Source organism: Psychrobacter phenylpyruvicus DSM 7000 = NBRC 102152 (assembly GCF_000685805.1).
In the GTDB taxonomy this organism is placed as follows: Bacteria; Pseudomonadota; Gammaproteobacteria; order Pseudomonadales; family Moraxellaceae; genus Psychrobacter; species Psychrobacter phenylpyruvicus.
In genome coordinates this window covers 54,324-69,880 of sequence record NZ_JMKP01000015.1, presented here as the reverse complement: position 1 = coordinate 69,880, position 15,557 = coordinate 54,324, and the positions used below count along the sequence as shown (strand labels likewise).

The following is a 15,557-nucleotide window of genomic DNA, read 5'->3' as shown; positions in this document are numbered from 1 at the left end:
TTGGAATAGATGTCGAGTCATTATGACTCATAAATCCATTTTCAAGCTCAGTATCCCCCTCACCTGAAATATTAACGTCAACCTTAGGTAATAGACCGTTTGATGCAATATCAGCACGAGCAATTAAATTATTATCACCAATCTCGAAGTCACGGGTTGTTACTACGAAATCTGCTAAACCTGCAACAGAGGTTCCTACATTAATAGATTGAACACCAGACTTATCAGATTCAGGTTCGTTTGGCTCAGGCGTTGGCTCCGGTGTTGGCTCCGGTGTTGGTTCCGGTGCTGGCTCTGGTGTTGGCTCTGGTGTTGGCTCTGGCGTTGGTTCTGGCGTTGGTTCCGGTGTTGGTGTGTCAATAGTTGGTGTAGCCTTTTTAGGTAAGTACGAATCTGTACTCGAACCACCACATGCAGAAAGTAGCACTGAGGTTATCAGTATTACACTGGCTTTTAAGGGGGTGTTGAGTTTATTAGATGATAAAATTGACGAAATCGAATTATGTTGAGATGACATTAGCCTTCCTCCATGAAAGATAATAAAGTATCTATAGTTAAATAATACTAATAAAGTACAATATTTATTTAAGTTACAATTAATAATTGCAAAGTAATCTATCGATGTCAATGTGAACATTTGAGTTAATTTGATCATTTATCTAATAAAGTTAAATAAACCTATTAAAAAAGCACCCTTAGGGTGCTTTTTTGAATTAAAAGTAAATTGTAAGGAAATAAAGTAAGCAATTATTTATCTCAGGCAGATGTATTTAGAAGTTTAGTTCCCGTATTAATAACTATTTGGATTGATAAACCTAAAATTATTGAAGAACTAAAGCAAAAAATTCATGAGCATACCTACTACTACAGCTATGAACGTATACAACCCAAACTAAAAGGACTGGGCCCTGTAAAGTACAGAGCCCAGTCCTTGTTTTAACTAAACCATCGAAGTGATCGGGTTCAGTTCATTTTTAGCTTACTGCTTCTCAGCACCGAAAGTACCTTGGAACTTCGTACCCGTTCCAGCTACATCGCCTGAGCCACCTTTTACTTCGTTATCTTGGTAAATACCACCTAAGAACTGAGCGTCTTCACCAAAGAAACCACCGGAAGTATGGACAGTATTGCCAACATTTTCATTAGCAAAAGTGTTGCCTGAAATATTAGCTTCAATACCAATTTTATTTCCTTCTGGCATATATTTATAGTTGCCTTCTTCGAAAGCTAAAGTACCAGACAATTTATCGTTGATAAAATCAACTTTAAATTCTGAAATACCATTTACTACAGGAGACATCGCTGTTCTATCTAATAAATGAATGTTCTCTACATAGGTTGCATCACCTTTATAGGCGACTAGACCATCATTGATGCCATTATCAACATTGTACTGTGATAGTGCTTTTAGGTAATCCATATCCTCTTGTGCAGTTGCCTTACCGATAGCGTAAACGTTCGCATAACGAGATTTAACACCTGCAGCAAGACCCTCTTTTCGAAGATCACCATACACATGACCAATCTGCATTACTGAGTCAAAGTTTTTGTACACTGAATTATAATCAACCTTTAGTTCAATCTTACCTATCGGTGAGTTTGCATTGTTGATTGCATCCGTGTTTTGAGCTTTAGATTTCATGAAGCCATTACCAGCATCAACATCATCTGCACGTACCGTCGTTAGTACTACACTCTCAGTAAACTGCTCAGGCTTAACAGTATCCAAACGAGCGTCAAATTTTGCGAAGTCAATGAAGTTGTTAGTGTTTGCACTCTCAACTAAGTTAGGCTGTACCTCTCCGTTCTCATCGGTACTGGTTGTGGTAAAGCTTTGTTTATCGTTAATAAACTGGCGAAAACCTATACGGTTCTCTGTACCTAATCCCTTCTCACTACTTAAGGTATTGCTCATGAAACCGCCAATATCTTCATTAGCTTTGGCGTCAGGATTGACCAGTGGTTCTGGGGTCTCAGGTTCTGGCTCGACTAGAGTGGCTGGGGTACCATTCTTCTCCGCACCAAATGTACCTTGTGAGCCCTTCCCTTCATAAATACCCCCAATAAAGTTAGCATTTTTACCGTAAAAGGCACCTTCAGTGTTATAGCCATTATTATCCGCAGTGTTACCTGAGAATTCATTTCCATCAATATTTGCTGACAACCCAATCTCACCAGCTTGTTTGAACTTAAGCGTACCGTCAAGCGATTTATTAACGAAATCAGCCGTAAACTCTGAACTACCGTATTCAACTTTACTGTTCACACCCAGTTTGCGATTAGTCGCATCACCCGCATAATTCGCTGTACCTTCAGTTGGGAGAGTCTCTGTCTTATTACCTAATACTACTACTCCATTTACTGGAACAGCTCCATCCATTACAGACCCATCAATATGAGCAATACGCAACTCACCACTATCACCAAAGTCTTTGTAGGTTGAGGTGTAAGCTAAATCACCTTCTGATAATACGTTACCTGTGCCTTCATACGCTTTAAAACCATTACTAGTCTCAGCATCATTCTCTCCAGATACTTTAATGGCTACTGAGTCGTTAACTAAACCTTCTAGCGCAAGATCTGCACGTGCATCAACATCTGATGAACTACGGATTATAAAATCGCGACTGGTGGTTTTTTTAACGCCAATCTGATCGGATACTGCAGTTACATCTATTCTCAAATGCTGCGCGCCTGACTTATCAGCCTCAGCTTCAGATTTATAAGCATCTGGATTTTTAAGTGCTTCAAGTTCAGCTTCTAATTCTTTAATACGTTTGTCAGCTTCTGCCTTAGCTTGTTCTGCTGCTGCTTTAGCAGTCTCTGCTTTTTCAGCTGCTTGTTCAGCTGCTATTCTGTCGGCTTCTGCTTGTTCTGCATTATCTTGAGCTGTTTTAGCTTTAGCTTTGGCTTCCTCTGCTATTTTGTTTGCTTCTGCAATATCCTCTTTAGCTGCAGACTCTGCTGCTGCAATTTTGTCAGCTGCTTCTTTTTCAGCTGCATCTGCCGCTGCTTTGGCTTCGGCTTCAGCAGCTTTAGCAGCATTAGCTTGATCTTGTGCTAATTTGGTTTGTTCTTCTGCAGCTTTAACTTGCTCTTGAGCTGCAGTAACTTCTTGTTGAGCTTTCTCATTCGCTTCTTTAATTGCAGCTTCTGCATCAGCTTTCGCTTTTTCTGCTTCTGCCTGTGCTTTTTCTAAAGCATCTTTAAGCGCCTGCTCATTGCCACTTTGCCCAGCATTCTCTAAAGCAGCTTTAGCTTTTTCTAAAGCTTCTTCGGCTTTCTGAACTTCAGCTTTGGCTTCTGCCGCTGCAGCTTGAGCTGCTTCTGCTTGAGCTTGCTGTGCTGCTAGTGCTTGCTGTGCTGCTTCTGCTGCTTCTTGGGCATCTGCTGCTGCTTGATCTGCTACTGTTTGCTTGTCAGATTTCGCACCATAGGTACCTTGAGCCTCATTACCTTCATAGACACCACCTAGGTACTGTGCATCACCACCGAAGAATCCACCTTCAGTAGCATAGCCGCCATTAGCATCGGCTGCGCCTGAAAATTTATTGCCATTGATGTTCGCTTTAAGATTAATGTCACCTGCGTTAGCGAAGCTTAACTTACCAGCTAGGTTTTTAGCGACAAAGTCTGCGGTAAACACAGATGAGCCAAACTCGATGGCATTACCTATACCTAGCTTACGATGTGTGGCATCACCGGTATAACCTACTGTACCTTCTGTCGGTATGTTCTCAGCTTTGGTTGCGTTACCTACCGCTGCAATACCATCTACTGGAATATCTTTACCATTTAAGTTTGCCGCACCGTCAATATGACCGATACGCATGTCATCGCCATAGTCTTTATAGACTGAGGTGTAAGCAAAGGGTAGATCACCTAAAGCAGTTGGAATAGATGTCGAATCATTATGGCTCTTAAATCCATTTTCAAGCTCAGTATCACCTTCACCTGAAATGTTAACATCGACCTTCGGTAATAGATTATTTGACGCAAGGTCAGCACGAGCAACTACATTGCTTTCACCGATATCAAAGTCTCTAGTAGTAATAACGAAATCTTCAAGACCTGCAACGGATGTACCCACATTAATAGACTGAACGCCAGACTTAGCTGCTTCTGGATCATTGTTAATCGCTGCTGCTGCTTGTGCATCTTGAACTGCTTTTTGCGCTGCTGCTGCTGCTTCAGCTTGCGCTTCAGCTTTTTGCTGAGCACTTTCTGCCTCTTGTGTTGCAGCATCAACTGCCGCCTGAGCTTCTTTAAGCTCATTCTCTTTAAGTTCTACTTGAGCTTCAAAGTATTCAGTATTACTACCACCTGAAGCTAAGGCCTCTTCTAGATCTTTTATTGCCTGATCTAATTGTGCTTGAATTTTTTCTAATTGAGCTTTGGCATCAGCAGCTTCTTTTTGCGCAGCTTCTGCTTTTGCTTTTTGCTCCGCAGCCTCTTGTTGTGCTGCTTCTGCTTTTGCTTTTTGCTCTGCTGCGGCAGCTTCTGCCTCTTCTTTAGCTTTTTTTGCTGCTTCAGCTCTCTCTTCAGCTTCGGCTTTCTCTTTTTCGGCCTTATCTAGCTCATCTTGTGAAACACTACCACCAGGCAGCTGAGAGCTTCCAAAAACATCCTCTAAATTATAAGACTGTGTTCCATTGCTTCCACAAGCTGCCATTAACATAGCAGAAACCAGTACCACACTGGCTTTAAGTGGTGTATTTAACTGCTTGATAGTTGTGCCATGTGTAATTGAATTGTCTTTAGCTGACATTTGTCTTCCTCCATGAAGGTATTAATTAATCCATTAATTTTACTGAACTTTGTAAATCTGTCTGTTTGCAAGTTATGAGATAACAGCAAGACAGATAGAAGGTTTTATCTGATAGCTTCTGCATTAGTAAGCTTATTAAACCTGACTTTGGTAGAGTTTTGACTCTACTTGCCATGATAAGAAAGCTTAGCACCTAATATATAGCCATCATTATCTTCGAACTTACTTACAATACTACCATTAGGCAACTTACCGGCAGCATCACCAAATTTCAAATATTTACCACCGACGGAAACGGCCCACTCAGGAGTAACATTATATTTAACACCGCCACCGATGCTGTAATACCCCTCAACAGGTCCTAGAGAGCTAACAGGATCACCGGCACCTGAGTCCCAACCGACAACCACAGATCCTGCTAGTTTTTCATTAAATCTTTTGGCTAGACCGACGTCAACTTTCCATTGATCGTCTTTATAATCTAGCAATGGTAAACCTTTGTTATCTTGTGTTGCAGCCTTAGAATAAGCGTTATACAGTGGCGGTACGATACTAAAGTCGCTCCAAGGCACCCAGCGCACATCTAGGGTTCCTAATAATTGATGTTTAGCACTTAAGCCGGTTTCAAAGTTAAAGTTAACCGATGCAGGCGTGGTCACTTTAGCTTCAGTACTTGCTCTTGCACTAATAGCATTCGCAAGATCTGAATTGGGATCAATACCTAACTTGTTTAAAAATGCACCTTTTAAAATACCATTATCTAACAAAGGAATATATTCAGCCAAATCAGTTTTATGCTCAATCTCTGAACGATAAGTTAAGTTAGCTTTTAAGGCAATTTCAGGCTTGCTATAGCCGACACCAGCTACCCAGCCCCAAGCTGTATCATGGTTGACGTTGGCATCATAGCCAGTCAATGGACCGTAAGCACTACCACGTAAGTTAACCTTAGCTTCTGCTTTTTGTAATACAGGACCACCATAGATTTGGAAACCATCTGGTGACTTAAAGCCAACTAATCCTGTCCAAGATTCAGTATGAAGTCTTACATTGGTTCCTTTGTCATAACTATCATCCAATACATTTGGATTGATGAAGTCATTAGTTATGCTAGGGTTTGGATTTTCAGGATCAGCCAGTGTCGGAACTCCTTCTTTAGAAATAAAAGCGCTCTCACCTTCATATCTAACTTCGGCACCATAAGGCTCATCATAAAAAAGCCCCACACTAATCATATCATTTACATCAGTCTTAACCCCATAACGCATAAAGCTATAAGCATCCTTTGATATGTTTCCTGTGGGATTGCCTTTTATATATTCCCCTTCCGTCTTAGCAATATTAAATGGACCGCCATGATCATGACCTGAAATATCGGTTTTTAGATAAGCATAATCGATTTCGGCGTAAGTGCCGTCATTAAAGAAGCCTTTAATGTCCTGACCTGAACGGTCAATACCTGCAGCATGAGTGAGAGAAGCAAGGGGAAGAGCTAGAAGAGCAAGCGTTAGCTTAGAGATAGGGAACTTTTGTGACATTTGAAATCCTCCATGAAAAAAATAGACACAGTACTTATTACTAATAGCAAAAAAAATGTTAATAAGGTGCCAGGCCATCCAGTGCCAACTATACTGGGCTCTTAAATATCCGCTAAGTATATTACAGATATGTAAGAGCTAGTAAATCGTGTAATTATAATAATCAAACTGTATAAATATAGCAACCTTTGATTTAAAAACTGGTTTAAATAAAAAAAGTAGCCATATGGCTACTTTTTTTATTCCACCTAGTTATAACCAGTTATTTATCTTGGTATGAAAGCTTAACGCCTAGTGCAAAGCCGTCATTGTCTTCAAAGTTAGAAACAATGGTGCCACTTGATAATGCACCTTTGGCATCTCCAAATTTTAGGTATTTACCTCCGGCAGAGATAGCCCAGTTTTTATTCATATTATATTTGGCACCTAGACCCACGCTATAATAGCCTTCAATTGGACCTAATGAAGATACAGGGTTACCAGCACCACTATCCCAGCCCACTGTTCCAGATATCGCTAAATTATCAGCAATACGCTTAGCTAGTCCAAGGTCAACCTTCCACTGGTCATCACTATAAGCGATTAGTGGTCCTTTAGTTATCGAAGTATATTTTGGCGGAACAATTGCAAAGTCAGACCAAGGTACATAACGGACATTTACAGTAGCTAATGTGGTTCGGTTAAGCCCTGTTTGAAAATCAAAGTTATACGACTCAGGGGTAGTTAGTTCAATTTTAGTTTGATAGTCATTACCTTTGAATACTTCTGTAGAATTTATGTCATGTTCAATCTCAGAGCGGTAAGTTAAAGCTGCTTTTAATGCCTTTTCAGGTTTACTATAAGCAAAACCTGCTAACCACCCCATAGCATTATCTGATGACATGGTAGCATCATAACCATCAAAAGGCCCATAAGCATCACCACGTATCTCAAGCTCAGCGGCTGCCTTTTGATATACAGGCCCAGCATATACTTGTATATTTTTAGCTGCACCGATTTTGGCCCCTAAAATACCAGTTAAGTTATAAGTGCGAAGACTTACGTCTGTGCCCTCACCAACCGTCGGTGATGCATTAGAAGAGACAAAATTACTTTTATCCTTATAACCAGCTTCTGCACCAAAAGGTTCATCATATAGAACGCCGATACTAAGAGTATCATCAATATCTGTTTTTACACCATAACGGAAGAAGTCATAAGTTTTGAATATATCACCAGTTTTGTTGTTTGCATTGTCTACGCCGCTAATGTCAGCATCGATATAAGTATAGACAGCTTCAGCATAGGTACCATCTTGTAAAAATGCGCTAATATCCTGACCAGAACGATCAACTCCAGCAGAGTGTGATAAAGAGGCTAAAGGTAGGGTTAAAAAGACGAGGGTAAGTTTTGAAAAGGTGAAAGGTGTTGACATTTGAAACGCTCCATAAGAAAAATTAATTCTCGTAACATAAGCTATATAATTAGCTTATTGAGAACTTGGTACTTCCTGTACCAGACATGCTAAATGCCTGATGCTAGTGAAAAGTATTGCAGCATAAATTAGCATGTCTTGATTGAAACGCTTAAATTAAAAACAACGTAAATTAACATGAATTAACACTTTTTCAAATAATACTTAAAGTTTTATTGCATAGCAATATATTTATTTTTATTTAATAATAAAAAAAGCAGCCAACGGCTGCTTTTTTTTGTAAATACTAATTTAAGATTTACTTATCTTGATAAGATAATCTAACCCCTAATGCAAAACCATCATTGTCTTCAAATGTACTTACCTGATCTCCATTTGGGATAACACCTTTGGCATCACCTATCCATAGATATTTACCACCGGCTGATATTGACCAATTCTTAGTCATATCGTATTTAGCACCAAGACCGACGCTATAATAGCCTTCAACTGGGCCTAATGAGGTCACAGGGTTGCCCGCACCACTATCCCAACCTACTGTTCCAGATACAGCTAGATTGTCTGCCACACGCTTAGCCAGACCTAGCTCTACCATCCATTGGTCATCGTCATAATCAATCAAGTTTAAGCCATTAGGGCCATAATCCCCGCTCTTAACAGTTGCTTCATTATATAGTGGCGGAGTTACTGCGAAATCGCCCCAAGGCACCCAGCGTACTTTGGCTGTCGCTAAAGTAGTTGGGTTAATACCGGTTTGGAAATCAAAGTTCACTGACTCTGGTGTGGTTACTTTCATTTTATTAACTTGTTTTGGTTTATCACCAATTAATGCTAATAATGGCATGTATTCGCCAACATCCATACTATGATCAATCTCTGAACGATAAGTCAAAGCAGCTTTTAGACCGATTTCTGGTTTACTATATTGGAAACCGGCAAGCCAACCATAGTCGGTATCTGGGTTTACATTTAAGTCATAACCCGTCGCACTTAGATAAGCATCGCCACGTAATTTAACATCTGCTTTGATGCGCTGAGCTACCGGACCACCATAAACTTGGAACTCTTTGTTCTGACCGAACTTCATACCTACTAGACCAGTTAGGCTTTCAGAACGAACCTCAACATTGGTTCCTTCGGTATTGGCTAGTGCTGTTGCCAACTCACCTTCTAAATATTGAAGTTTCTGTACATCCTCAGGTTTGGCAAGACCGTTGGCTGCTAAGCCTTCAATAGTTCGGACATATTGTTCAAACTCAGCAACATTAGTTACTTTATCATTTGTTACTGGATTAGTAATATCACGTCCAGAAATCATTCCATTTGCTACTTTTGTCGGAGCCCCACCGAATATACTGTTATTATCGTAATCAGCTGCAGCACCCCACGGCTCATCATAGAGTACACCGATACTAAAGGTATCGTTGATATCTGCTTTTGCGCCATAACGGAAGAAATCATAACTCTCTGCGATATCTTTGATTTTATTACCGTTTATATCTTTACCTGTTACATCTCCATCGAAATAGGTATATACCGCTTCAGCATAGGTGCCATCTTGTAAGAAGGCAGAGACATCTTGCTCTGAACGCGAAAGACCAGCAGCAGACGCTAAGCTAGCAACAGATAAGGCAGCAACGGCAGTGACGAGGGGTTTGATATTAAAAGTAGAGCGCATTTATTTCTCCAAAATTCCATTTATAGGATGAGGACTAAGGTATTATGATTAGACTCTCACAAAGTGTGAAATCATAAAACAGAGGGATGGGCGCTAATTATTATTGAGATAGGTTACCTTTCAACCACATAATAATTAATCACTGGCAATATTACTTAATCAAGAAATAAATTGCAACACTTTGATATATTTATAATTATTTTCTACAGCACTCTGCTTTATTTCCATAAACTGACTTAAATTAACTGTCAAAACAGCTTAAATATATATAACAAAGTATAAGTACGTAGCTGCATAAATTATCAATAGTGCGGAGGAACTTCTGAGGCAGCATCAAAAGGTGCTATGCCTGAGTCACTGACTCTATTTAACTGAACGTACAACAGCTGCAACTGACGCTGCATGTCTTGAATTTGCTTATCTTGCTTAGCAATAACCTGATCTAAACTATCGACTGTGAGCTCTAAGTACGCTACGTTGGATTGTAGATCGGCTATTTGCTGCTTTAAGTGATCAAAATTATCACCACGGTTCTGTGCTAAATTCGACATGGACTTCTTCTGAATATAAGAATGGATAAATGAAGATTTGACCCTGCCCTTGTAGCAAACCTAATGATTTTAAGGAGGCCAAATACGATGACAGGTTATGATTCCCTGCCCGCGTGATATACTGTACTCAATTTTAACATGTAGTAGTTAAGAACATAACTTATAAATAATGGTAAACATACATATATGGCACTTATTAATCTAAAAAACATCCACTTAGCTTTCGGTGTTGCTCCTATTCTTGATGGCGTCGATCTTAGTATTGAGGCTGGAGAACGCGTCTGTCTGATTGGACGCAACGGAGAGGGTAAATCCACTCTATTTAAGCTCATTGATGGCAGAATCGTTCCAGACAGTGGTGAGGTCATCATTAATAGTAGTGTCAAAGTTGCCATGCTTGAGCAGGATGTACCAGAAAGCAGTGGTCGTATCTTAGACATCGTTATGGGCGGCGACAAAAAAACCGCCGATTTACTTATTGCCTATAATAAAAAAGCCGATCAGTGTGCATCTGGCGATATGGACGCTTGTGAGGCCATGTCTAACCTGCAGCATGATATTGATGCTGCACATGGTTGGGACTTAGAGCGTGAGGCCCGTCAAATTATTACTACTATGGGGCTCGATCCTGAGGATGATTTGTCTTCGCTATCCGGTGGTCGTAAACGCCGGGTGCTACTGGCTCGCTCCTTAGTGACCAAGCCTGATATTCTATTACTTGATGAGCCAACTAACCACTTGGATGTGGAAAGTATTGAATGGCTAGAGCAGTTCTTAAAAGACTGGCAGGGATTAACCTTATTGTTCATCACCCACGATAGGGCCTTCGTCGATAAATTAGCGACTCGCATTATTGAGTTGGACCGCGGTAAGCTTTCAAGCTATGACGTCACTCAAGGCGCTGGCGGCTATGCGCGTTATCAAGAGCTCAAAGAGCAACAGTTGATTGCTGAAGAGAAAAACAATGCCAATTTTGATAAAAAACTGGCTCAAGAAGAAGTGTGGATTCGTCAAGGCATCAAAGCACGTCGTACCCGTAATGAAGGCCGGGTCCGTGAGTTGAAGCAACTGCGTGAAGAGCGTAAAAAACGCCGTGAGCAAGTAGGCAACGTCAACATTACTATGGCCAGTGGCGATAAGAGCGGTAAGCTGGTCTGTAAAGTGAAAAACTTACACCTTGAATATGATGGCAACGTATTGGTAGATGACTTTAGCACCACCATTATCCGTGGCGATAAGATTGGTATTATTGGGCCTAATGGCGCCGGTAAAACCACACTTATTAAAGCCATCCTCGGTGAGTCAGATGACCAAGTTGTGCAGCGTGGTAGCGTCACCTTAGGCACCAACTTACAAATAGCTTTCTTCGATCAATTGCGCGATCAATTAGACCTGGAAGCCAGTGTGGCTCAAAACGTATCTGAGGGCTCTGACTTCATTGAAGTGGGTGGCAAAAAGACTCATATTATGAGCTATTTACAAGATTTCTTGTTTGCTCCAGAACGCGCCCGCACCCCAGTAAAAGCTTTGTCAGGAGGTGAAAGAAACCGGGTCCTACTGGCGAAACAACTGCTAAAGCCTGCCAACGTTATGGTACTCGACGAGCCAACTAATGACTTAGATATGGCGACACTTGAGCTATTGGAAGAATCCGTAGCAAACTTCGATGGTACCATCCTACTTATTAGTCATGACCGTGCCTTTATGGACAACGTGGTTACTTCGACTTGGGTATTTGATCAAGATGAAGAAGGCAATGGCATTGTGAAAGAGTATGTCGGTGGTTATCAAGATTACTTGGTGCAAAAGCAGCGCGAAGACAGCTTCAATGCTAAAGAAACAGCTGCTGCAAAGGCTGACAACAGTAAAAAATCAGATAAAGAGTCAGCTCCTACCCCAGCTGCTGATGACAAAGCGGCAACAACTCCTAAACGTAAGCTCAGTTATAATGAACAAAGAGAGCTTGATGAATTACCCAGTCAGATCTCTAAGTTAGAAAAAGAGCAGGCCGATCTGCAACAAAAGCTGGCTGATGGTAGCTGGTTTACCACCGACTTAGAAGCCGCTACTGCTGCTAGTGAAAGACTGGCGGCAATAGATGAAGAGCTTATGATCAAGTTAGAGCGTTGGGATGAGCTAGATAGCTATAGCTAACTGCTTGGCTCAGATGGCTGGTTATTAAATGATTTATCGCCCAAGCCATCGTCCCTTACTCTTTAATTTAACGCTCAAAACTTCAATTGGACACTCATAAGTAACCCCATAACTCTAAGCTAGCGGATTAGCAAATTCTTTGTTGCCAGCTCTTTTATTACTCATTACTTTGGGGTTACCTTCTGGTTAGTTGGATCAAGGTCGACTGATAATCATTGCCGGCCTTCAGGTCCAATCCTGGTGAAACTTTATGAATACTCCCTCCTCGCCTAACGACAGTCCTAACAAGCAACAGTCGAACCGGATTCCTGTACAGTCATCGGTTCAGCACTATACGCCTGAGACAGAGCCTAAGCCTAACTCGACTCAACCTTCTGTGACTTCTAACCCCCCAAAGCCTGTTCCCATTCCAGCAGGTATGCCGACCATTAGCGAGAACCACAAACAAACCTCTATAGCGGATAGAAAGCCTTTTAAACTGGCTTATTTAGCCCCTAAATATTGGGGGATTTGGCTGCTACTTGCTTTAGTATTGCCACTCATTTACTTGCCTTTACGGCTTCAGTTCTGGATTGGGCGACAGTTAGGGATTGCTCTTTATCATTTGGTAAAAAGTCGTAGACATGACACCTTAATCAACCTTGAGCTTGCCTTTCCCGAAAAAATGGCTGCAGACCGTGAGCTTATGGCTAAGCAAGTCTTTGTCAATCAAGGTATTGGCGTGTTTGAGACCTTATGCGCTTGGTTCCGTCCAAATGTCTTTACTCGTACTGTTTCTATTTCAGGGTTGCAGCATTTGGTTGAAGCCAAAAAACAAGGTAAGGCTGTGCTGCTACTGGGTGGTCATTACACCATGCTAGATTTAGGTGGCCGTTTATTTACTCAGTTCTCAGCCGTTGATTGTGTTTATCGTCCTCAAAATAACGAACTGCTAGATTGGTTTATATATAATGGTCGTCGTCATATCTTTGATGAACAGATTGACCATCACAATATGCGTAAGCTTGTAAGCCGTATCCGAGAAGGCCGCGTGGTTTGGTACTCTCCAGATCAGGATTATGGACTAAAACATGGGGTAATGGCGCCTTTTTTTGGGGTACCTGCCGCTACAGTAACCGCCCCGAGACGATTGGCCCGTATGGGAGACAAATCCAACCCGCCAGCGGTCATGGCTCTACATACTTATAGACAAACTCCAGACCATATTCCTCGTGGCAAGCGGCCCCATTATCACCTGAGTATCACGCCAGCTTTAGAGAACTACCCTACCAAAGATGAGGTGGCCGATGCGACCCGCATCAATGAGGTTTTAGAAAGTCTAATCCGCATTGATCCTACGCAGTGGATGTGGTTTCATAAACGCTATAAAAATGCAGAAACTGGTCGTACTTCTTACTACAATAAAAAAACCTCTAATAAATAATTCTGCCAATAGAGTCGTAGAAAAAAAGGACGCTTCCATTAAGGAACCGTCCTTTTTTTATAAAAACTAATTGTGATAAAAGTAAAGTTGTATTAGATAATGACTGAAGAGCTCAACACATCCTCTACCGTAGAATTAAGCACTGTCAAATAGTCGGTCGAATTAAGACTGACCAGCACATCAGTTTTGGATTGAATGGTTTTGGCCGCTAAGTCAGTAAAGCTTTGGAATATAGAGGAAGAGAATTCAATAACATCGTTATAGCCAATATCATTATTGAAATCTACGATGGTATCAGAGCCTGCATTTTCACCGATAACAAAGGTATCGTTGCCAATGCCACCAATTAGCCAGTCATTGCCTGCGCCACCATCAAGCCTATCATCACCTTCAGCGCCATAAAGCTTATCATTGCCGGCTAAACCATATAGGATATCATCGCCTTGACCCCCATGAAGGGTATTATTGCCATTTGTACCATGGATGATGTCATCCCCTTCACGACCGAAGACGATATTACCAGTTAAGCTATCATCACCATCACTGCCTTCGGTGTGTTCTCCATAGCTTTTGCCTTTGCTAAACCATTTGATAACCGGACGGTTTTCAATTAAACCACTACTGCCTATATCATAATTATTAAGATGACTAGCAAGCTCTTTTTCAAAACTAACTGCTTCAACGTTATCCGCTTCTACCAGATTAATACCCTTCTTATCTAAGAAGAATAAGGTATCATCAGCCATTTTAAACACATCCCAATCACTGCTTCTGCCTGCGACACGGACTTGGTCATGACCTTCGTTTCCATCAATATGGTCGACCCCAACCCCAGCTTTGATAATGTCATTGCCTTTGCCAGCATCGATATAATCAAAGTTGCTACCGCCAGCAATTAAGTCATCATGTTCGCTGCCCACAATAAAGGCTGAGCTACCATAATGGCTAGAGGTATGTGATTTATCATCTTGTACCCAAGTGGTTGCACGGCTTATAGCAGTTAAATCTGCCACAATAACGGTACTGTCTTGCTTGGTATGCTCATAAAAAGTGGAGTTAATAATACGGGTAATGGCATCTGTGGTAACACCATTAATGTGGGCATACCAACCGGTAGGAATATTCAATATAGAGAATAGGCTCACATCCCAGATGGGGGAAGCATAGACATCATTGAACAGCACCACGTTGTCAGTTGAACTACTAAAGTCCTTGTCTGGGTTAACCAGCCCAAAGTCGGCAGCTTTAATCGCATCTATAATATTAGATTCGGTACCAGTAATGCGGTGCACCACATCGTTTTCATAACCAAAGTTTAAAATAACGTCTGGGTTATCATAAATGGTGGGTACGGCAAATGCTATATAATCGGCATCTTCAAAGAATCCATCAGCTAAGATTTCACGCTCAGCTGCAATCATGTTAGTAACGGCGGCGCCCGCACTATAACCACTAATCAAGACGTCGCTACCACTTAAACCATTAGCCACCGCGAAATCTTTGACGATAGCCAAAATCGGCTCTAATAAAGCGATACCTTTGCGGCTGTTAAAGTCTAGATAATCTAATACATCAATCAGATTGTTGGTACCCGAGATATTAAGGTTGATGCCAGTCAACTTGCCAGCTGCATCATATTGACCGAAGATAAGCGCCTGTGGCCCACCCACAGCCTTACCACTAAACATACTCTCAATCTGAAAGTAACCTTCTCTATCGACTAAAGAGTCACTGACACCCAGATCACTAGGAGTCAGTTTAGCCCATCCCTCTGGAATGCCAACATTGGTCTTATTAGGAAACAAATCTCCGGTTAACTGACCGACTAGATTTAGCGCATCTGCGCCTGGTATAAAGCCAAAAACACTGAAGGCATTGGTATAAGCCGAGAGATGACTGGCATCGTCCACTAATTTAGCAGACTCTTCACTGGAGTAGTTTTTGTAGTTGAACATTCCCATACTGTTATATCCTTATAATAGTGTGTGGTTGAATAACAGAGCCGTCCTTCAACCTTGAAACATCGAGCCC

9 protein-coding genes and 1 pseudogene are annotated in these 15,557 nt (G+C 41.3%); 3 read left to right on the top strand and 7 right to left on the bottom strand.

The window, feature by feature from the left end; all coding sequences use genetic code 11:
- The coding region (locus G561_RS15545) for a hypothetical protein (protein WP_028858997.1) at positions 1–517 on the bottom strand (517 nt) is incomplete at its 3' end.
- 309 nt (positions 518–826) lie between these two features.
- Here G561_RS15545 and G561_RS15175 point away from each other — a divergent pair.
- Positions 827–940 (top strand): annotated as a pseudogene (locus tag G561_RS15175) (IS3 family transposase); the annotation flags it as partial.
- Positions 941–979: 39 nt separating this feature from the next.
- Here G561_RS15175 and G561_RS14985 read toward each other — a convergent pair.
- From G561_RS14985 to G561_RS0107525, 5 genes are all read right to left on the bottom strand, one after another.
- A complete protein-coding gene (locus G561_RS14985) occupies positions 980–4,768 on the bottom strand; it encodes a transferrin-binding protein-like solute binding protein (RefSeq protein WP_028858996.1) in 3,789 nt (1,262 codons plus the stop codon).
- A 164-nt stretch (positions 4,769–4,932) separates the two neighbouring features.
- Positions 4,933–6,306, bottom strand: a complete 1,374-nt coding sequence (locus G561_RS0107540) for an outer membrane protein transport protein (RefSeq protein WP_028858995.1) — start codon at positions 6,304–6,306, stop codon at positions 4,933–4,935.
- A gap of 262 nt (positions 6,307–6,568) precedes the next feature.
- Positions 6,569–7,720, bottom strand: a complete 1,152-nt coding sequence (locus G561_RS0107535; protein ID WP_028858994.1) for an OmpP1/FadL family transporter — start codon at positions 7,718–7,720, stop codon at positions 6,569–6,571.
- Positions 7,721–8,018: 298 nt separating this feature from the next.
- Positions 8,019–9,398, bottom strand: coding sequence for an OmpP1/FadL family transporter (locus G561_RS0107530; protein WP_028858993.1), 1,380 nt, complete (start codon positions 9,396–9,398; stop codon positions 8,019–8,021).
- A gap of 302 nt (positions 9,399–9,700) precedes the next feature.
- Complete coding sequence (locus G561_RS0107525) at positions 9,701–9,949, bottom strand: SlyX family protein (protein WP_028858992.1); 249 nt, start codon at positions 9,947–9,949, stop codon at positions 9,701–9,703.
- A 186-nt stretch (positions 9,950–10,135) separates the two neighbouring features.
- On the opposite strand from G561_RS0107525, the gene G561_RS0107520 reads away from it, so the two are divergent.
- A complete protein-coding gene (locus G561_RS0107520) occupies positions 10,136–12,103 on the top strand; it encodes an ATP-binding cassette domain-containing protein (protein WP_028858991.1) in 1,968 nt (655 codons plus the stop codon).
- 418 nt (positions 12,104–12,521) lie between these two features.
- On the top strand, positions 12,522–13,526 hold the full coding sequence (locus tag G561_RS14240; RefSeq protein ID WP_051584440.1) for an LpxL/LpxP family acyltransferase: 1,005 nt from the start codon (positions 12,522–12,524) through the stop codon (positions 13,524–13,526).
- A 92-nt stretch (positions 13,527–13,618) separates the two neighbouring features.
- Here the strand turns inward: G561_RS14240 and G561_RS0107510 are convergent, their stop codons facing one another.
- Positions 13,619–15,487, bottom strand: a complete 1,869-nt coding sequence (locus tag G561_RS0107510) for a calcium-binding protein (RefSeq protein WP_028858990.1) — start codon at positions 15,485–15,487, stop codon at positions 13,619–13,621.
- Between the last annotated feature and the right edge of the window lie 70 nt (positions 15,488–15,557).

Excerpts from the sequence above, each read along its gene's own strand:
- G561_RS14985 (WP_028858996.1), bottom strand. The coding sequence starts at position 4,768 with ATGTCAGCTAAAGACAATTCAATTACACATGGCACAACTATCAAGCAG.
- G561_RS0107540 (WP_028858995.1), bottom strand. The coding sequence starts at position 6,306 with ATGTCACAAAAGTTCCCTATCTCTAAGCTAACGCTTGCTCTTCTAGCT.
- G561_RS0107535 (WP_028858994.1), bottom strand. The coding sequence starts at position 7,720 with ATGTCAACACCTTTCACCTTTTCAAAACTTACCCTCGTCTTTTTAACC.
- G561_RS0107530 (WP_028858993.1), bottom strand. The coding sequence starts at position 9,398 with ATGCGCTCTACTTTTAATATCAAACCCCTCGTCACTGCCGTTGCTGCC.
- G561_RS0107525 (WP_028858992.1), bottom strand. The coding sequence starts at position 9,949 with ATGTCGAATTTAGCACAGAACCGTGGTGATAATTTTGATCACTTAAAG.
- G561_RS0107520 (WP_028858991.1), top strand. The coding sequence starts at position 10,136 with ATGGCACTTATTAATCTAAAAAACATCCACTTAGCTTTCGGTGTTGCT.
- G561_RS14240 (WP_051584440.1), top strand. The coding sequence starts at position 12,522 with ATGCCGACCATTAGCGAGAACCACAAACAAACCTCTATAGCGGATAGA.
- G561_RS0107510 (WP_028858990.1), bottom strand. The coding sequence starts at position 15,487 with ATGGGAATGTTCAACTACAAAAACTACTCCAGTGAAGAGTCTGCTAAA.